At 68.0% G+C, this 18,605-nt stretch carries 13 protein-coding genes; 6 read left to right on the top strand and 7 right to left on the bottom strand.

Translation table 11 applies throughout. The features are described from left to right. Positions 1 to 132 precede the first annotated feature (132 nt). Together DSAT_RS00065 and DSAT_RS00060 are read left to right on the top strand one after the other, a co-directional pair. The gene (locus DSAT_RS00065) at positions 133 to 1,650 is read left to right on the top strand and encodes an alkaline phosphatase (protein ID WP_020885519.1); all 1,518 of its coding nucleotides are present in this window, start codon (positions 133 to 135) and stop codon (positions 1,648 to 1,650) included. A 247-nt stretch (positions 1,651 to 1,897) separates the two neighbouring features. Continuing rightward, positions 1,898 to 3,034: a YibE/F family protein gene (locus tag DSAT_RS00060; RefSeq protein WP_020885518.1), complete on the top strand. Its 1,137-nt coding sequence runs from the start codon at positions 1,898 to 1,900 to the stop codon at positions 3,032 to 3,034. On the opposite strand, the gene DSAT_RS00055 is transcribed toward DSAT_RS00060, so the two are convergent. The 3 genes from DSAT_RS00055 to DSAT_RS00045 are packed head-to-tail and all read right to left on the bottom strand — an operon-like array spanning position 3,031 to position 6,015. Continuing rightward, complete coding sequence (locus DSAT_RS00055) at positions 3,031 to 3,903, bottom strand: deoxyribonuclease IV (protein WP_020885517.1); 873 nt, start codon at positions 3,901 to 3,903, stop codon at positions 3,031 to 3,033. The two genes, DSAT_RS00060 and DSAT_RS00055, sit on opposite strands and share 4 nt — an antisense overlap. 4 nt (positions 3,904 to 3,907) lie before the next feature. After that, entirely contained in the window at positions 3,908 to 4,279 is a 372-nt protein-coding gene (locus tag DSAT_RS00050) for a gamma-glutamylcyclotransferase family protein (protein WP_020885516.1), read from the bottom strand. Next, positions 4,276 to 6,015 carry a glycosyltransferase family 2 protein gene (locus tag DSAT_RS00045; protein ID WP_235695899.1) on the bottom strand — a complete coding sequence of 580 codons (1,740 nt, stop codon included), beginning with the start codon at positions 6,013 to 6,015 and terminating at the stop codon, positions 4,276 to 4,278. The genes DSAT_RS00050 and DSAT_RS00045 overlap by 4 nt, the downstream gene beginning before the upstream one ends. Positions 6,016 to 6,178: 163 nt before the next feature. Between DSAT_RS00045 and DSAT_RS00040 the strand changes: the two genes are divergently transcribed. Together DSAT_RS00040 and DSAT_RS00035 are read left to right on the top strand one after the other, a co-directional pair. Then, positions 6,179 to 7,351, top strand: a complete 1,173-nt coding sequence (locus DSAT_RS00040) for a pyridoxal phosphate-dependent aminotransferase (protein ID WP_020885514.1) — start codon at positions 6,179 to 6,181, stop codon at positions 7,349 to 7,351. 12 nt (positions 7,352 to 7,363) lie between these two features. After that, the gene (locus DSAT_RS00035) at positions 7,364 to 8,941 is read left to right on the top strand and encodes a cation:proton antiporter domain-containing protein (RefSeq protein WP_020885513.1); all 1,578 of its coding nucleotides are present in this window, start codon (positions 7,364 to 7,366) and stop codon (positions 8,939 to 8,941) included. Here DSAT_RS00035 and DSAT_RS00030 read toward each other — a convergent pair. The 4 genes from DSAT_RS00030 to htpG form a co-directional block, all read right to left on the bottom strand. Then, on the bottom strand, positions 8,931 to 9,725 hold the full coding sequence (locus DSAT_RS00030; RefSeq protein WP_020885512.1) for an ABC transporter permease: 795 nt from the start codon (positions 9,723 to 9,725) through the stop codon (positions 8,931 to 8,933). The two genes, DSAT_RS00035 and DSAT_RS00030, sit on opposite strands and share 11 nt — an antisense overlap. A gap of 99 nt (positions 9,726 to 9,824) precedes the next feature. Further along, entirely contained in the window at positions 9,825 to 10,544 is a 720-nt protein-coding gene (locus DSAT_RS00025) for an ABC transporter ATP-binding protein (protein WP_020885511.1), read from the bottom strand. Further along, a complete protein-coding gene (locus tag DSAT_RS00020) occupies positions 10,541 to 13,150 on the bottom strand; it encodes a cobyric acid synthase (RefSeq protein ID WP_040370425.1) in 2,610 nt (869 codons plus the stop codon). The genes DSAT_RS00025 and DSAT_RS00020 overlap by 4 nt, the downstream gene beginning before the upstream one ends. 424 nt (positions 13,151 to 13,574) lie before the next feature. Next, positions 13,575 to 15,470, bottom strand: a complete 1,896-nt coding sequence (htpG, locus tag DSAT_RS00015) for a molecular chaperone HtpG (protein WP_020885509.1) — start codon at positions 15,468 to 15,470, stop codon at positions 13,575 to 13,577. 189 nt (positions 15,471 to 15,659) lie between these two features. Between htpG and DSAT_RS00010 the strand changes: the two genes are divergently transcribed. Next, entirely contained in the window at positions 15,660 to 17,660 is a 2,001-nt protein-coding gene (locus tag DSAT_RS00010; protein WP_020885508.1) for a TIGR04283 family arsenosugar biosynthesis glycosyltransferase, read from the top strand. A 154-nt stretch (positions 17,661 to 17,814) separates the two neighbouring features. Then, the gene (locus DSAT_RS00005; protein ID WP_020885507.1) at positions 17,815 to 18,582 is read left to right on the top strand and encodes a MerR family transcriptional regulator; all 768 of its coding nucleotides are present in this window, start codon (positions 17,815 to 17,817) and stop codon (positions 18,580 to 18,582) included. Positions 18,583 to 18,605 lie beyond the last annotated feature (23 nt).

Raw genomic sequence — 18,605 nt, 5'->3', positions numbered from 1 at the left:
TGGCGAGGGCTTGCAACAGCAGGCCCTCGCCGCCACCAATCATTCATTCATCCGTCACGGCCGCGTCACCGCGCCCGGCGATGTCACTCCTGCGGTTTCCCCCCAAAACCCCCTGACCGGAGGACCAACATCATGACGAACGCATTCTTGCGCAGGACGGCCGTGACCCTAGCCGCCCTTCTGGCCCTGACCCTTGCTCTTTGTTCCGGCGCCTTCGCCGGAACCACCCTGTACTCGGGCAAGGAGAAGCCCAAGTACGTCTTCCTCTTCATCGGCGACGGCCTGGGTCTGCCCCAACTCTCGGCGGCCCAGTTCCTGTTCGCGGCCAGCCAGGGCAAGATGGGCGAGGACAAGCTCCTCATGTCCACCTTCCCGGTGCAGGGCATCACCACCACCTACTCCGCCGAGACCGCCATCACGGACTCCGCGGCCGCGGGCACGGCCATCGCCTCGGGCGTGAAGACCTACAACGCGGGCATCGGCGTGGACGCGAACAAGAAGCCCTACCGGAACTTCGCCTCCATGGCCAAGGACAAGGGCATGAAGGTGGGCATCGTCTCCAGCGTCTCGCTGGACCACGCCACCCCGGCCGCTTTCTACGCCGTCTCCGAATCGCGCAACGCATATCACGAGATTTCGCACCAGATCGCCACGAGCGGCTTCGACTACTTCGCGGGCGGCGGACTGATCGACCCCGATGGCAAAAAGTCCAAGGCCCCCAAGGGCAACGCCTTCGAGGCCATCAAGGGCGCGGGCTACTCGGTGGTCAGCGGCCGGGCCGAACTCCAGAAGCTCACCCCCAAGTCCGGCAAGGTCATGGCCATGAACGACCGCCTGCCCGACGGCAACGCGCTGCCCTACGCCATCGACTACACCCCGAACGACATCAGCCTGGCCGAGTTCACGGCCAAGGGCATCGAGCTTCTCGACAACCCAAAGGGCTTCTTCATGATGGTCGAGGGCGGCAAGATCGACTGGGCCTGCCATGCCAACGACGCCATGGCCGCCATCGGCGACCTGGTGGCCTTCAACGAGGCCGTGGCCGAAGCCGTGAAGTTCATGAAAAAGCACCCCAAGGAAACCCTCATCGTGGTCACCGGCGACCATGAGACCGGCGGCCTGACCGTGGGCTTCGCGGGCACCAAGTACGACAACTTCTTCACCGTGCTCCAGGGCCAGAAGGTCTCCTTCCAACACTTCACCGACGTCGTCCTCAAGGACTACCGCGCCAAGTGTGGCGGGAACTTCAACTTCGAGGACATGAAGCCCATCATCACCGCCAACTTCGGCCTCAAGTTCGAGGGCGACGCCGCGGCCGACCGCACCGTGCTCAAGGACTTCGAGATCGCCATGCTGAAGGAGGCCTTCAACCGCTCCATGGGCGGCGAGACCGAAAAATCCAAGGACGAGATGACCTACCGTCTCTACGGCGGCTACGACCCCCTGGCCGTGAGCCTGACCCAGATCCTGAACCAGAAGGCGGGTCTTGGCTGGACCACCTACTCCCACACCGGCGTGCCCGTGGCCACGGCGGCCGTGGGTCTGGCCGCGGAAACCTTCGGCGGCTACTACGACAACACCGACCTCTTCAAGAAGTTCTGCTCGGTCCTGGGCATCGCCACCGAGCCCGTGACCCTGGCCGCCAACTAAAACGCATCACATCCGTCCGGCGGGGGCGGCGGCCGCATGCCGCCGCCCCCGCTGCTTAACAAACCACTTTGCGCAGGCTGCTCAAAAAGGCCCAGATGCAAGGCGCAAGAAAGCGCCGGGGCCGATGCGTATAATGACATACGCGAGGGTCCGGCGCTTTCGCGGCAACGCAGCGGATGGAACTTTTTCAGCAGCCTGGGGCGGCGGCTGTAGGCCGCCGTCCCGCATCTTCATGGGAGCACCCACCGTGTTCGATTTCAAAAGCACCCGCCGCGACGTTCTCCTGTGTCTGCTCTTCGCCGTGCTCACGGCCGCGCTCTGGCGCATGCCCACCGGCTTCGAGGAACGCGGCGACCAGACGGCCCTTCGCGCCCGCGCGCACGTGATCGAGGTGGACGACACCCTCGTGCAGCAGTACGGCATGATCCGCCTGGGCGCGCAGGCCGTGACCATGAAGATCGCCGAGGGGCCGTTCACGGGCCGGGTGGTGACGGGCGAGAACCTGCTCACCGGCAAGCTCGAACTGGACAAGATCTTCGCGCCCGGCGACGACGCCCTGGCCGTGATCACCCGCGACGAGCTCGGCGAAATCGGCCGGGTCAACCCGCAGGACCACTACCGCCTGGACACCGAGCTTTGGCTCCTTTGCCTGTTCGCGGCGCTGCTCCTGGCGTTCGGCGGCTTCACCGGGGCCAAGGCCCTGCTCTCCTTCCTCTTCACGGCCCTGGCCATCTGGAAGCTGCTCATCCCGGCCATGCTCAGGGGGCACGACCCCATCTACGCCACGCTCGGCCTGGTCACTGCCATCACGGCCGCGATCATCTTCCTGGTGGGCGGCATGAACCGCAAGGGCATGGTGGCCTTCCTGGGGGCCATGCTCGGCGTGGCCGCGACCTGCGCCCTGGCTCTGGTCTTCGCGCCGGAGTTCAAGCTGCACGGGGCCATCCGGCCCTTCTCCGAGTCGCTCCTGTACACCGGCTTCGCCCACCTCGACCTCTCGCGCATCTTCCTCGCGGGCATCTTCCTGGCCTCGGCGGGCGCGGTCATGGACCTCTCCATGGACGTGGCCGCGGCCCAGGACGAGGTGGTCCGCGCCAAGCCCGACATCGGCTTCGCCGGGGCGCTTCGCGCTGGCTTCGCCGTGGGCCGCGCGGTCACGGGCACCATGACCACCACGCTGCTCCTGGCCTATTCGGCCAGCTACATGACGCTTTTGATGGTCTTCATGGCCCAGGGCGTGCCCATGGCCAACCTCTTCAACATGAGCTACGTGGCGGCCGAGGTCTTCAACACCCTGGTGGGCAGCTTCGGGCTGATCACGGTCGCGCCCTTCACGGCCCTGGCCGGGGCGTTCCTCTTCACGCGGGGGAGGCAGGGGGCCTAACGCGCCTTCCGGCCCCCTTTCATAAGCCCCCGCAGCGTCATCAGGTTGCGGCGGTCCTCGGCCAGGTCCTTGCCCTTGGGCGTCTCCAGGGTCATGGGCAGGTGCGCCAGGCGCGGGTCGTTCAGGATCACGGCAAAGCCCGCGCGGCCGATTTCGCCCTCGCCGATGTGCTCGTGCCGGTCCACCCGGCCGCCAAGCGGCGTCTTGGAATCGTTCAGATGCAAAAGCTCCAGCCGCGAGAGCCCCACGGACGCGGAAATCCTGTCCATGACCGCGTCCCACGTCGCACGCGTGCGCGGGTCGTGTCCGGCCGCGAAGCCGTGGCAGGTATCCCAGCACGCGCCGAGCCGCTCCGGATGCCGCGCGGCCGCGACGATCGCGCCGAGTTCCTCGGGGTCCGCGCCGATGGTGCTGCCCGCCCCGGCCGTGTTCTCCAGCAGCACGCCCACCTCGGCCGCGGCCTCGCCCGCGCGCTCGAAAGCCGCATCCAGCCCCTTAGCGACGCGCGAAATCCCGGCCTCGATTCCTGCGCCCTTGTGCGCGCCCGGATGCAGCACCGCCCGCCGGATGCCCAGCCGCGCGCAGCGGACCAGCTCATCCGCCAGCGCGGCCACGGACTTCTCGCGCAGATCGTCCTCGGGCGAGGCCAGGTTGATGAGGTAGGAGGCGTGCGAAAAGACGTGCGGCAAGCCGAATTCCTTCCAGGCCTTGGCAAAGGCCCCGGCCTCCTCGTCGCTCACGGGCTTGGCGCTCCACTGCCGCTGGTTGCGGGTGAATATCTGCACGGCCTGGCCGCCCACGCTCATGATGTGCCGAAACGCCAGATGCAGCCCGCCAGCCGTGGGCATGTGCGCGCCCAGAAACGGCACGGCTTCAGTCCTCGCGGGCCGCGCGCGAAAAATCGCCGTGGCTGATGAGACGGCCGCGCGGCGCGGGATGGAAATAGCACCAGGCCTCGATCTCGCGGCCCGAATCCAGGACCACCGGGATCACGAAGCGCTCATAGACGCGCGGGTGTTCCTCCAGGGCGTCCAGGGTCATGAGCATGCCCTGCGATATCTCGTAGACCTCGCCCGCGACGCGGCACAAGGCCTGATCGCGCGAAAGGAAGGGATACTCGCCCAGGTACAGGGCGTAGCGCTCGCGGGTCAGCGCCCCGCCGAGCGGCCGCGCGGCCGCGAGCAGATGGTGGTTGGAGAAGCCGCGCCTGAGCGTCCCGTAAACGAAGACCAACTGCCCGTTCACGCCGCGCCTCCGCCGGATGTTTGCCCCTCGTCCAAGTCCGCGAGCACGGCCTCCAGGTGCGTCCAGCACGCTTCCAGGTCCAGCTTGGCCAGCCGCGCGACCTCGTCGTCCGCGTACTTGCCTTCGAGCTTGACCTTGTTGCCCGCGATGTGCGCCACCTGCGCCGGGGTCTTGGCGCGGGCCAGGCTCGCGTGCTGCACGTGGCGCACGGCCAGGCCGCCGTCGTAAAGACTCGGGAAGCCCGCCAGGGTCGAGCGCATGTCGCGCTCCAGGTCGTCGAACTGGGTCGGCGTGAAGCGTACGTCGAAGCCGCCCGAGGCCTCGCGCGCCTCGCGCGAGATCAGGTGGCAGCAGCCCGAGACCGACAGGCACGGCCGCACGTAGGAGAAAAGCCCGGCGTCGAGCTGCCCGGCGCAGTTGTCGAAGACGCCGATGCGCTCGGCAAGCGGCTCCTGGCCCTTTTCCCGGGGCGGCGGCAAAAAGAGGTGATAGTCGGCCGATTGCAGCCCGAACGGGGCCGTGGCCTCGGTGATGCGGCAGCCCACGGCTCCGGGCCGAAACCCCCGCGCCTGCGCGTTTCTGGCCGTGGCCAGCAGCCGGGCCAGCCAATCCGGGGGCAGGATCACGTCGTCGTCCACGAAGGCCGCCCAGCGGGCATTCGCCGCCTCGGGCAGCGTGAGCAGCCAGTTGCGCGCCGCCGGAGCGCCCACGTTGACCAGAAGCGAAACGTGGCCGAAACAGCCTTCGGCGAAACGCGGGGCCATCTCGCGCAGCATCTCGGCCGTGCCGTCCGTGGAGCCGTTGTCGAGCACGAGCACGCGCGCGGCCCCAAGCCGCGAGGCGGCCAAGCTTTTGAGCGTGGCGCGCAAGAGATCGCACTTGTTCCACGAATACAGGCACACCGCCGCTTCGTCCCTGGCCGGGTCGGGCAGCGCGGGCTTTGGCGCGCGCAGGGTGTGCAGGCGAAGCGCAAGGTTCACGTGCCAGGGGTTGTCGCGCCACAATTCCGCGTAGAGGCGCGCGGCCTTGGCCGTCTCGCCCAGCGCGGCCAGGCACTCGGCCCGGCGCTGCGCGGCCCACGGCCCCCATTCTCCGCCCAGGTCCGAAAGCGCGGCCAGGGCGGTTTCAGGCGGATCGTAATGAAAGGATATCTCGGCCATGAGACGCGGGCGAAGCGCGTCAGCGCCGGGGCCGAAGTCGCAGGCCCGCACCAGGTCGCGCGCGAGTTCGGGCGAGCCCAGGCGCAGGAGCGTTGGCCACGATGCGGCCAGACAGGCCGGAGCGTGGCCGCGCTTCGCGGCCACAAGCGGCACGAGCAGCCGCACGAGCAGATCGGGCTCGGGATCGTGCAGCACCACGCGCAACTCGTCCGGGACATGGCCCGAGAAGGCGCGCTCGCAGGCCGAAAGCAGGCCGAGCTGCGCGGGCGAGAGAAACGGCGCGGCCGTCTCGGCCTCACGCGCGAGGGCCGCGGCCTGCGTATCGAGCGGCCGCGACAGGAAGGCCCACAGGGCCACGGCCCGGCGCATGGCCCCGAACAGCGGCGCGGACGACGCCAGACGCGCGAAGAGCCCGGCGAACCCGGCCTGGGTGCGCGGCTCCTCCTGGCCGTAGGCCCAAGTGGGCGCGTGGCGGCGCAGGAAGGCCAGGAACTCGGCGCGCTCGGCAGGCGCAAGAAAAGCCTTGGCGGACGACATGGCCCGAACATACGGCCCTGGCCCGCGCTTGGCAATCATTGCCCGGCCGGGCCACAAATCCGCTGTTCAGCCCCTTTACGGCCGGGAGTTTTTCGGCTTATCACCAGGGCGCTGTTTTCCGCACCCGAACCCTTGCGCGCCCGCGCGCCCGGCCGGACTCCGGCCCCGCCCGCAGCCGCGAACAAAGCCCAAGGAGCCCGTCATGCGCCGCGCGCAGCGCCTCGCCCGCATCACCCCCTCGGTCACCCTGGCCATCAACGCCAAAACCCAGGAGCTGAAGGCCCAGGGCCGCACCGTGGTCAGCCTGGCCGTGGGCGAGCCGGACTTCCCCACGCCCGATCACATCCGCGAGGCCGCCAAGGCGGCCATCGACCAGAATTTCACCCGCTACACGCCCGTGCCGGGCATTCCCGAACTGCGCGAGAAGGCCGCGGGCTACTACGAGCGATTCTACGGCGTTGGCGCGCCCAGGGAATCGGTCATCATCTGCAACGGCGGCAAGCAGGCGCTCTACAACCTCTTCCTGGCCCTGCTCGATCCGGGCGACGAGGTGCTTTTGCCCGCGCCCTACTGGGTCAGCTACCCGGACATGGTGGCCCTGGCCGACGCCTCGTGCGTCACCGTGCCCGCCGGACCGGAGAAAAACTATCTGGTGGACGCGAGCGACCTGGAGGCGGCCTGGACGCCGCGCACCCGCGCCGTGATCCTCAACTCGCCCTCCAACCCCACGGGTTGCTGCCACACCCAGGAGCAGCTCGACGCCATCGCGGCCTGGGCCGTCAGGCGCGGAGTCTTCGTCGTCAGCGACGAGGTCTACGACCGCCTCGTCTTCGCCCCGGCCAAGCCCGTGACGCTCTCAGGCTGGTGGGCCAAGCATCCCGAGAACTTCGCCATCATCGGCGCGCTCTCCAAGACCTTCTGCATGACCGGCTGGCGCGTGGGCTGGTGCCTGGCGCACCCCCTCCTCATCAAGGCCATGAACACCATCCAGGGCCAATCCACCTCCAACGTCTGCTCCATCACCCAGAAGGCGGCCCTGGCCGCCCTGACCGGGCCGTGGGACATCGTGGAGGAGATGAAGACGGCCTTCGCCCGCCGCCGCGATCTGGTCATGAAGCACATCGCGTCGTGGCCCGGCGCGGTCTGCCCCACGCCCGACGGCGCGTTCTACGCCTTTCCCGACGTGAGCGCGCTCTACACCGAGGAGACGCCGAACTCGGCCGCGCTGTGCGAAAAGCTCCTGGAGGAGGCCTCGGTGGCCCTGGTGCCGGGCAGCGCGTTCGGCGACGACCGCTGCATCCGCATCTCCTACGCCCTGGACGACGCAACGCTCGACGCGGCCATGCAGCGCATCGGCGCGGCGCTCACGAAATAGGCCGCGCGGCGCATGCTCGTCATCCTCATCAGTTTCGCCTTCGCCTTCGGCCTGATCCTGACCCGCGTGGGCCTGCCGCCCATGGTCGGCTTTTTGCTGGCCGGGTTCGTCTACCACATGGCCGGACTCGCCACTCCCGCTGGCCTGGACACGGTGGCGGACCTGGGCATCACCCTGCTGCTCTTCTCCATCGGCCTGAAGCTCGACGTGAAGGGGCTGCTCAAGCCCGAGATATGGGCCAGCGCCACGTCGCACATCGTGCTCTCCACGGCCTTCATCACGGGCGCGCTCCTGCTCGGCCAGCACTGGCTGACCACGCCGCTGCTCGACATGTCCTGGCAGACCATGCTCATCCTGGGCTTCGCCCTGTCCTTTTCGAGCACGGTCTTCGCGGTCAAGGTGCTGGAAGACAAGGGCGACCTGACGGCCTTCTACGGCCGCATCGCCATCGGCATCCTGATCATGCAGGATCTCTTCGCCGTGCTCTTCCTCAGCGCCTCGGAAGGCAAGCTGCCGAGCCTGTGGGCCCTCTCGGTCCTCGCCCTGCCGCTGCTTCGACCCGTGCTCTTCCGTTTTCTGGACATGGCGGGACGCGGCGAACTGTTCATCCTCTGCGGATTGTTCATCGCCCTGGGCGTGGGCGCGGAGGGCTTCTCCCTGGTCGGGCTCAAGCCGGACCTGGGAGCGCTGGTCGTGGGCGTGCTCGTGGCCGGGCACAAGCGCGCCTCCGAGCTTTCCAAGGCCCTGTTCGGCTTCAAGGAACTGATGCTCGTGGGCTTCTTCCTGTCCATCGGCATGGCTGGCCTGCCCACCTGGGATATGCTCCTCGCGGCCGCGCTCCTGTGCCTGCTCTTGCCCTTCAAGTGCGGCCTGTACCATCTCATCATCAGCCGCTTCGGACTGCGCTCGCGCACCAGCCTGTTCGCCACGCTCTCGCTGGCCAACTACTCGGAGTTCGGGCTCATCGTCACGGCCATCGCCGTGGGCCAGAACCTGCTGCCGACCGAGTGGCTGCTCGTCATGGCCATGACCGTGAGCCTGTCCTTCGCCGTGGCCTCGCCCTTCAGCACCTCGTCGGAGCGGGTCTACCGCTGGATGAGTTCCTGGCTCAAGCGCTTCGAGTGCGCCTACTGCCATCCGCACGACGCGCCCATCGACGTGGCCGGGGCCAAGGCCCTGATCTTCGGCATGGGCCGCATCGGCAGCGGGGCCTACGACGAACTGGTCAAGACCTACGGCCGGGCCGTGGTCGGCGTGGAGCACGCGCCCGAGCGGGTGGACTTCAACCGCGCCGACGGCCGCCGCGTGATCCTGGGCGATGCCTGCGACACGGAATTCTGGCTGAAGATCAAGGCCGACGCGGCGCTCGAACTGGTCATCCTGGCCATGCCCAACCACCATGGCAACGTGTTCGCGGCCAAGCAACTGCGCAACCTGGGCTTCGAGTGCCATGTGGCGGCCATCGCCCGTTACCCCGAAGAGGTTGAGGAACTGGCCGAGTTGAACATCTGCGCGGCTTACAACATGTACGAGCAGGCGGGCGGCGGGCTGGCCAAGAAGGCTTTGGAAAGCTGCAGCTTCAAGCCGTAGGCGGGCGAAGCACAAGCGCGCCGCCCGGCCCGAAGCACGAGCGTCGGACCCACAGCACCGTGAACAGGCTGCCGAGCACCGTAGAGCCCACCAGCATGAGCATGACCACGATCTGGTAGCTGATGGCGTCCCTGGGGTCGGCCCCGGCCAGGATCTGACCGGTCATCATGCCGGGGATGAAGACGATGCCCACGCCCATCATGGAGTTGATGGAGGGCATGATGCCCGCGCGAAGCGCCGCACGCACCGCGTCGCGGCTGGCCTCGGCGGGCGAGGCCCCGAGCGAGAGCAGCATCTCCACCCGCTCGCGCTTGTCGCGCAATTCCGAGAGCAGGCGCTCCAGGGCCAGGGCCAGGGCGCTCATGGAGTTGCCGATGACCATGCCCGCCAGGGGGATGAAGTATTCCGCCCGCCACCAGGGCGAAGCCTGCACGATCACGCCCGTGACCATGACCGAGACCACGAGATAGGACAGGAACATGGACGCGAAGACCGGCAGGCCGACCGCGACCTGCCGGTCCTTGACCCGGCCGCGCACGATGTGCGCGGCCGTGGCCACCATGACCACGAACACGCCGAGCACCACCACAAGCATCTGAGCCTGGAAGATGTACACCAAAAGCCAGCCCATGAGCAGAAGCTGGGCAAAGGTGCGCACCGTGCCCACCACGAGGTCGCGGCCGATCCCAAGATCGTAGCGCCTGGAGCCCCATAGTCCGAGCAGGACGAAGACGAGCCCCAGCGAAAGCTGCAACGGGCCTATTTCTGCGGGCATGGCGTTCATGCGCTCTCCTTGCGGCCGTCCCTAAAGCACCATCTGCTGCGTTGCCGCGAAAAGTTCAAATCCTCGCGTAGCTGGACTACGCGTCGGCCTTGAACTTTTCTAGCGCCTTGCATCTGGCGCTTTTTGAACGGCCTGTGAAACGGATTCTTCACGATCACCCTTGCGGCCGTCCCCGCCGACGCGGACCTCGCGCGCCCGCGCGGGCATTTTCAACCCTTCGGCGTGCGTCACCATGATCACGGCCACGCCCTCCTCGGCGTTGACGCGGGCGATCTCGGCCATGACCACGGCCGCGCTCTCGGGGTCCAGGGCCGAGGTGGGCTCGTCGAGCAACAGGGCCTTTGGCCCGAGCAACAGCGCGCGGATCAGGCACAAACGCTGCCGCTGGCCCACGGAGAGCGAAGCCGCCTGGGACGTGAGCGCCACGTCTGCGAGGCGAAAGCCGTGCAGCCTGGCGAGCAGGTCCTGGTCGCTTGGCCGTGGCAGCGAGGCGTTGGCCGCCAAGGTGAAGGGCACAAGCAAGTTCTCGCGCACCGAGACCGGAAACACCTGCGGCGTCTGCTGGATCAGGCAGACCGCGCGGCGAAGCTCGGGCGGGGCGTATTCGGCCAGCGGCCGACCCTGGAACAGGATCTCGCCGGACACGGGCTCTTCCAGACGGCACAGCAGGCGCAGCAGCGTGGATTTGCCCGCGCCCGAAGGCCCGCGCACCGCGTAATAGCCCCCGGCCTCGACGGCCAAGTCGAAGTCCGTGAAGAGGTCCGGCCCGCCTGGATGCGCGAAGCGCACCCTGCGGCATTCAAGAAGCGGCGTGCTCATATTCCTAGCATACCCTCGATGCGCTGCATGTCGAGCGACGATTCGAGCGCGTCCGCGAGGCGGTCCAGGGCCGCGTCCAGGCCGAAGGCCGCGCGGGCCCCGGCAGGCAGCGGCGCAAGCCCCTTGCGGCGGCGCAGGAAGTCGAGAAAGGCGTGGCGGTGGCCGTCGGCGTCGAACACGCCGTGCAGATAGGTGCCCAGCGTCAGGCCGTCGGCCGAGACGCGGCCAAGGCCCGCGTCCTCGGCGTACAACGGCCGCGAGGCCCCCCCGTCTGGAGCCGTTCCCCCCGAAGCGGTCTCTCCCAAAACGGTCTCACCGTGATGAATCTCGTACCCCGTGACCGCGCAGCCCGTGGTCAGGTCCGTGACCAAGCGCCGCGCCAGGGTCTTCTCGGCCGCGAGCACCGTGCGCACGTCCAAAAGCCCAAGGCCCGGCGAGACGCCGCGCGCGGATTCAAGGCCCAAGGGGTCGGCCACGCTCTGCCCGAGCATCTGGAAACCGCCGCAGATGCCCACGATCACGGTCTGGCCGCGAAGCGCGGCCACTGCCCCGGCCAGACCCGATTCGCGCAGCCGGTCGAGGTCGGCCAGGGTGTTCTTGGAGCCGGGCAGGATCACGCAGTCGGGCCGCCCCAGGTCGCGGCCGCGCGCCACGCGGCGAAGGCGCACGTCCGGCTCGGCGGCCAGGGCGTCGAGATCGGTGAAGTTCGAGATGTGCGCCAGGTCGGCCACGGCGACGTCCAGGGCGGCCCCCTCCTTCCCGGCAAGCGTCAGCCCTTGCTTGAAGGACACAGAATCCTCCTCGGGCAGGCCCAGGCCGGGCAGCCAGGGCACAACGCCGAGCACCTCGCGGCCGGTGTGCAGGCGCAAAAAGTCGAAGCCCCCGGCGAGCAGCGAGGCATCGCCCCTGAACTTGTTGAGCACGAACCCGGCCACAAGCGCGCGCTCCCATTCCTCCAGGCAATCCATGGTCCCGGCCAGCGAGGCGAAGGAGCCGCCCCGGTCGATGTCCGCGACGAGCAGCACTCGCGCCCCGGCGTGGCGGGCCATGGCCATGTTCACGATGTCGTGGGCCTTGAGGTTGACCTCGGCGGGCGAGCCCGCGCCCTCGACGACCATGACCCCGGCCGTGGCGGCCAGCTCGTCGTAGGCCGCGCGCGCGGCCGCGAAGGCCGTGGGCTTGTAGGCGACGTACTGGGCCACGCGCATCACGCCCACGGGCCTGCCCAGCACGATGACCTGCGAGCCGGTGTCGGAGCTGGGCTTGAGCAGCACCGGATTCATGCGCGCCTCGGGCTCGCGCCCGGCGGCCAGGGCCTGCGTCACCTGGGCGCGGCCCATCTCGCCGCCGTCCATGGTCACGAAGGAGTTGAGCGACATGTTCTGGGCCTTGAAGGGGCACGGCGAAAGCCCCTTGCGGGCGAATATCCGGCAAAGGCCCGCCGCGAGTACGCTCTTGCCCGCGTTGGAGCAGGTGCCCTGGACCATGATCGCGGGCGTACGGCGCGCCCTTGCGGCGCGGGCGCGCGCGGCCGGACGGAACACCTTGCCCAGGGCCTCGGCCAGCCGCTCGTTCTCGGCCTTTTGCCGCACGGCCAGCCGGAACCACGAGGCGTCAAGCCCCGCGAAGGTATCGCAGGCGCGGATGGCGATGCCGTGTTGCAAAAGCCGCTCGGCCAGGTCGCGCCCGTCAAGGCCCGGCGCGTTCAGGCGGCAAAGGACGAAATTCGCCTCGCCCGCAAAAACCTCGATCTCCGGGAAGGCCGCGAGCAGCCCCAGAAGATGCGCCTTGAACTCCTGCGCCACCGTGCGCGACCGCTGCTGAAACTCCAGGTCCGCCAGAGCGCGCGCCCCCACTGCCTGGGCGATGGTCGAGCACTGCCAGGGCGGCGAGATATCCGCCAGCTTCCGGATCAGGCCGGGCGCCGCGGCCGCAAGGCCCAGGCGCAGGCCCGGCACGGCGAATATCTTGGTCAACGAGAGGAGCACGACCATGTTTTCCGGCCGCTGCCCGGCCAGGCGCGGCAGATCGGCCGTGAAATCGGCAAAGGCCTCGTCGATGACGAAGAGCGAATCGGGGTGGGCCTGGGCGAGGCGGGCCAGTTCGCCCGGCGGGACGCTTGTGCCCGTGGGGTTGTTGGGCTGGCCCAGGAAGACCATGGCCGGGCCGTTTGCGAGCGCCTTCTCGATCAGGCCCGGGTCGAGGCGAAAGCCGTTCCCGGCCGAAAGGGGCACGTGCGTCACGTCGAGCCCGGCCAGCCGCGCGGCGCGCTCGTAGTCGCCGTAGGCGGGCACGGGGATCACGGCCCGCGCGTGGCCGCCCAGGCGCGGCAAGACGTACAGGATGTCGCTCACGCCGTTTCCGGCTAGGTATTCCTCCGCCCCGCCGCCGTGGAGCGCGGCCGCGGCCTCGCGCAGGGTCAGGGCCTCGGGGTCGGGATAGTGCACGGCCTGCGAGAGGCTGCCCGCGACCACGGAACGAAGCCACGCAGGCGGCCCGAGCGGGTTGATGCTGGCCGAGAAGTCGAGGATTTCCGATGGATTGCGACCAGCGCGCTGGGCCAGGGCCCGGATGTGGCCGCCGTGGGAGAAGGAGTGCTCGGGCATGCGGGGGTGGTAGCGCGAAGGGTGCTTGGACAGCAAGCCCAGACCGCTGAAAAAACGCCATCTGCTGCGTTGCTGCAAAAAATCCAGACCCTCGCGTATTGGCAATACGCGTCGGGCCTGGATTCTTCTTGCGCCTTGCATCTGGCACTTTTTGAGCGGTCTATGAAACCGGGAAGGGCAATCTAAAAACAGGGTCGCCTGGAGGGGGCTGAGCCCCTTGGACCCCGCGATTCGCAATGGAACCATCGTTGGCAAAGCCATCCCCGTGCGGCGGTGATACGCCCCGCACCCACGGACCGTTCAAATGGCGTCAGATGCAAGGCGCAAGAAAGCGCCGGTCCCGACGTGTATTGAACATACACGAGGGGCCGGCGCTTTCGCGGCAACGCCGCAGATGACGTCATTTCAACGGTCCGTCAGCAGACTATTTCCGGGCGTAAAGGTCGCTGGCCGCAGCCAGGGTCTTGCGCATGCGCTCGGCCAGGGCGTGGGGGTCCTGCAGATACCCCTCCTGGAGCATGGCCGACTCGTAGAGTTGCCAGGCGGCCAGCTCGATGAACGGGTCGTCGGCCTTTTTCGCGGCCACGGCGAGCAGGTCGCGGATCACCGGATGGCCGGTGTTGATCTCCATGGCCTTTTGCGGCAGCGACTCGTCCTTGGTGATGAGGCGCATGATCTTGTGCATGCCGGTGGTGGGCTGGCCGTCCGGAGCCACCAGGACCACGGGCGAATCCTTGAGGCGGCGCGACTCGCGCACCTCGGTGACGCGCTCGCCCAGCACCTCCTTCATGCGCGAAAGCAGCGCGGGCAGGGCCAGGGCCTGGTCCTCGGAAAGCTCGGCGGGCTTGTCCGACTCATCCCCGGCCTCGTCGGGCAGCTTCTCCAGAACGGCCACGTCAGCGCGCTCGGCAGGCGTGAGCGCCTTGCCCTTGAACTCGCCCACGCTCTCCATGACGAACTCGTCGATGGGCTCGTAGAGGTAGAGCACCTCCACGCCCTTGCGGCGCAGGAACTCGATCTGGGGATTGGCGGTCACGGCCTCGCGCGAGGGGCCGGAGATGTAGTGGATGTCTACTTGTCCTTCCTTCATGCGCGAGACGTACTCGTCGAGGGAGACGAGGCCCTTCTCGTCCTCGCAGGCCGAGGAGTTGAAGCGCAAAAGCTCGGAGAAGGCCTCGCGGTTCACGTAGTCGCTGTAGCCGAGCTTGAGGATCTTGCCGTGCTCGCGCCACAGGTCCGCGTAGGCCTCGGGCCTGTCCACGGCCGCCTTCTTCAGGTGCGAGAGCGCGTGCTTGGTCACGGCGTTGCTGATGGCACGCAAAACCCGGTTCTCCTGCAAGGTCTCGCGGGCCACGTTCAGGGGCAGGTCCTCGGAGTCCACCACGCCGCGCAAAAAGCCCAGGTACTCGGGCAGCACGTCCTTGTTGCCGTGCTGGATCAGCACGCGCCTGACGTAGAGGTCCACGCCCTGCTGGCCCTGGTACGAGCCGAGCAGCAGGTCGCGGTTGGCCTTGGGCGCGAAAAGCAGCGCGGTCCACTGGATGGGCGCGTCGGCCGTGACGTGGATGGTCTCAAGCGGGTCTTCGGTGTCGTAGGTCAGGTGCCTGTAGAATTCGGCGTACTGCTCGGGCTTGATCTGGAACTTGGGCTCGCGCCAGATGGCGGGCACGGTGTTCACGCGCTCGTCGTTGACGAAGATGGGGTGGCCCAGGAACCCGGAGTGGCGGGTGATTATCTCCTTAAGCCGCGCGGGATCGGCGTATTCCAGGTCCTCGTCGCGCAGCGCGATCTCGATGCTCGTGCCGCGCGGCGCGCCTTCAGCCTGAGCGATGGCGTATTCGCCCTTGCCGTCCGAGGTCCAGATCCAGGCGGGCTCGCCCTCGGCGAACGACCGGGTGGTGAGCTTCACCTCGCGCGCGACCATGAACACGGAATAAAAGCCCACGCCGAACTGGCCGATGATGGACTTGGCCTTCTCGGCGTCCGCGGTCTCGGCCAGGCGCGAGACGAACTCGCGGGTGCCGGAATGGGCGATGGTGCCGATGTTCGCGATCAGCTCGTCGCGGGTCATGCCGATGCCCGTGTCCGTGACGGTCAGGGTCTTGGCGTCCTTGTCCGCCCGGATGCGGATTTCAAGTGGCAGGTCGTCGAGACTTGCCCCGCGCAACTGCTCGATGCGCAGCTTGTCCAGGGCGTCCGAGGCGTTGGAGACCAGCTCGCGCAGGAATATCTCCTTGCTGGCGTAAAGCGAGTGGACCAGGATGTCGAGAAGCTGGCGCACCTCCGCCTTGAAGGCGAAGGAACCGGTTTCGGTGCTCATGCGGATGTCGTCCTCCTTGCGCGTGATGAAAAATCTCAATGGTCGGTCAAACAACAACGATACATAAGATGTTTCGTGTTCCTGGCAAGGGGTATGGGCGGCGAATCCGGCCTCATCGCCCCGGCCAGTCCTTGAAGCCCGGCCGCATGCGGGCTATCGTTCAAGCATGGAACGCATCCGGAATCGGCCGTGCGCCTGACCTTCTGGCTCTGGCTCACGCTCTTCTCGCTCGGCCAGGCCTGGCTCGTGGCCCTTTCCCTGATGCCGGGCGGCCGCGCCGCGCCGCTCTTCGCGCTGCTCTACGCCCTTTGCGTGCTCCTGGTCTGGCCGCTGGCCCGGTCCTTTCGCGTCAAGGGCCGGGCAGGGCTCATCCTGGCCGTGGGCCTGGGGCTGGCCTTTCGCGCGCTGTGGCTGCCCGCGCCCGTGGACGCCGACGTCTTTCGCTACGTCTGGGAAGGGCTGGTCCAGCTCGCCGGGGAAAACCCCTACCTCCTGGCCCCGGACGCGGCCGAGCTGACGCCCCTGGCCTTGGCCCATCCCGAGGTCTGGGGCGGCGTGTTCTGGCGCGAAATACCGGCCATCTATCCGCCGCTGCTCGAACTCGTCTTTCGCGGCGCGGCCGCGCTTTCGCCCGAGCCGTGGGCCATGAAGGCGGTCCTTGTCGTCTTCGACGCGGCCTGCCTCGCCCTCCTGGCGCTGCTCGTCCACGGCCGGGGCCTTCGGCCCGGACGCCTCCTCTACTGGGCGCTCAACCCCCTGGCCCTGCTCTTTCTCGCGGGCGACGCCCATGCCGAGTCCGTGCAGGTCTTCTTCCTGCTGCTCGGGCTCCTCTGCTTCGAGCGCGGCCGCGAGCGCTCGGGCTTCCTGGCGCTTGGCGCGGCAGTCATGAGCAAGTACCTGGCCCTGCCCGTCCTCCTCATGTGCCTGACACGCAAAAACCTGCGCCACGCATGGTGGGCGGCTCTGCCCCTGGCGGCCTTCCTGCCCTTCCTGGACGCCGGGGGCGGCATCTTCGCCGGGCTCGTCGCCTTCGGCGGCGGCCATCATTACAACGGCCTGCTGGCCGAAGCGCTGTGGCCGCTCCTGGGCCGCGGCACGCCGCTCGCCCTGGTCGCGATCCTCGCGCTCATGCTGGCCGCGATCTTTCTTTCGGTGCACGACCGGATGCGCTCGGCGTGGCTCTCCCTGGGCTGTGTCGTGCTATGCCTGCCCACGGTCCACCCCTGGTATCTCGCGCCCGTGGCCGTGCTCCTGCCGCTGTTCCCCTCGCGCGCCTGGCTGTGGCTGTGCGCGGGCATGGCCGTGACCTTGCCGGTGAACTGGATCACGGCCACGGGCGGGCTGCTCACCAACTGGCACTGGCTGACCGTGGCCGCGTACGCGCCCTTCGTGCTCCTCATCCTTCACGGCGTCTTTCGCGACGGCAGGATCGAGCGCTCGCGCCGCTTCTCTCCTCCAGGCACCCTTTCCGTCATCATCCCCACCCTGAACGAGGCCGAGCGCCTGCCCGAGTGCCTGCGCGCCGTACGTGCGGCTGGCTGCGTGGACGAGATCGTGGTCGCGGACGGCGGCTCAACGGACAAAACCCCTGAAGTGGCCGCAAGTTTCGGAGCCGTGGTCGTGTCCGGGCCAAGGGGCCGGGGAACGCAGATCGCGGCCGGGATACGCGCCGCCAAGGGCGACGTGCTGGTCGTGCTACATGCCGACTGCCTGCCCGAGCCGGGCGTGTTCGCGCGCATCAAAAAGGCGCTGGTCGAGAACCCGGCCGCGCCCGGCGGGGCCGTTGGCATGCGCTACGGCAATTCCTCGCCGCCCACGCGCCTGATCGCGGGCCTGAACAACCTGCGGGTGATTGCGGCGGGCATCGCCTTCGGCGACCAGATGCAGTTCGCGCGGCGCGAGGCCCTCAACCACGCTGGAGGCTTTCCCGAACTGCCGCTCATGGAGGACGTGGAGCTTTCGCTGCGCCTGAAGGAGATGGGGCCGTGCCTGTTTCTGCCGCGCGGGGTGACGGCCTCCGGCAGGCGCTGGAGGCGCGAGGGCTTTTTCGCCAACGTGGGACACGTGGTCGGGCTTCTGGCACGCTATCTGGCCGAGCGCAGGCTCGGCGTGATTCGCCCGGACGACGCCTATTACGAACAGTATTACGGTCCGGCCGCGGCCATGGAAAAGCGGCTGGGCGATCCGTGACGATTGCGCTCCATCTTCCCGTCAGTCTTGACGTTCGCGGCCCCCCGCCCTAGAAACGTCGGGAGTGCATCCATCTTGGGCGGCCGTTTGCAGGCGGGCGACACGCAACAGGTTGCCCGGCCGCCCTGAGCATCACAGGCCCAAGCGAGGCGTCGTGACCGCGAAGAAGCTGCTTTCCATCGCCGTGATCTCACGGGAATTGAACATCCCCGAGTCAACCCTGCACTATTGGAAGAACCGCTTCTCTGAATTCCTGCCAATTGTCGGGCGGGGGCGACAGCGCCGCTTCAGGCCGGAATCTTTGGATATTTTTCGCACCATCTCTGAAATGCTCAAGCTCGGCCACACCACCCGCGACGTCAAGGCCGAGCTTGCGACCCACTATCCGCTGAACATCGATCCGGCGCGCGAGGCCGTACCCGTCCATGGTCCGCAGCACCCTTCCGCCCCCTTGCAGCAGATGCAGCCGGTGCTGGAGGGCACGGCCCAGATCGCGGCCGCCGTGGGCCTGGAGATCGCCAAGGTCATCGGCGAGAAGCTGGGCGAGGCCATGCGCATGGCCAGCGGCGATGGCATCGGCGACCTCATCGACCGCCTCGACGCGGCCGACCGGGCCGTGGAACGCCAGACAAGGGAGATGGATGGGCTGAGACAGGCCAGCGGTTTTTGCGAGGCGCGGCTGGCCGACCAGGACGCCATCATCAGGGAATTGCGCGAGACCATCGCGACGCTGCGCGAGACGCCCGCCCTGCCGCCGCCCGAGAACTTGGCCGATGCGGCCGAGATCCAGAGCCTGCGCCAGGAGAACGAGGGGCTGCGCGAAAAGCTCTCGGTCCTGGAATCCGAACTGGTCCGCCTGCGCAAGGACCGCCGCGACCTGGAAAAATTCCTCTTGGAGAAGATTAACGCCATCAAGGGCTGAAAAGACGCCATCTGCCGCGTTGC

Origin of the sequence: Alkalidesulfovibrio alkalitolerans DSM 16529, from assembly GCF_000422245.1 — a bacterium.
In the GTDB taxonomy this organism is placed as follows: domain Bacteria; phylum Desulfobacterota; class Desulfovibrionia; order Desulfovibrionales; family Desulfovibrionaceae; genus Alkalidesulfovibrio; species Alkalidesulfovibrio alkalitolerans.
This window is presented reverse-complemented; position numbering and strand designations above follow the sequence as displayed.

What these genes read in the sequence shown, in the direction of transcription:
- DSAT_RS00065 (WP_020885519.1), top strand. Translation starts at nt 133, where the DNA reads ATGACGAACGCATTCTTGCGCAGGACGGCCGTGACCCTAGCCGCCCTT.
- DSAT_RS00045 (WP_235695899.1), bottom strand. Translation starts at nt 6,015, where the DNA reads ATGATTGCCAAGCGCGGGCCAGGGCCGTATGTTCGGGCCATGTCGTCC.
- DSAT_RS00040 (WP_020885514.1), top strand. Translation starts at nt 6,179, where the DNA reads ATGCGCCGCGCGCAGCGCCTCGCCCGCATCACCCCCTCGGTCACCCTG.
- DSAT_RS00035 (WP_020885513.1), top strand. Translation starts at nt 7,364, where the DNA reads ATGCTCGTCATCCTCATCAGTTTCGCCTTCGCCTTCGGCCTGATCCTG.
- DSAT_RS00030 (WP_020885512.1), bottom strand. Translation starts at nt 9,725, where the DNA reads ATGAACGCCATGCCCGCAGAAATAGGCCCGTTGCAGCTTTCGCTGGGG.
- DSAT_RS00025 (WP_020885511.1), bottom strand. Translation starts at nt 10,544, where the DNA reads ATGAGCACGCCGCTTCTTGAATGCCGCAGGGTGCGCTTCGCGCATCCA.
- DSAT_RS00020 (WP_040370425.1), bottom strand. Translation starts at nt 13,150, where the DNA reads ATGCCCGAGCACTCCTTCTCCCACGGCGGCCACATCCGGGCCCTGGCC.
- htpG (WP_020885509.1), bottom strand. Translation starts at nt 15,470, where the DNA reads ATGAGCACCGAAACCGGTTCCTTCGCCTTCAAGGCGGAGGTGCGCCAG.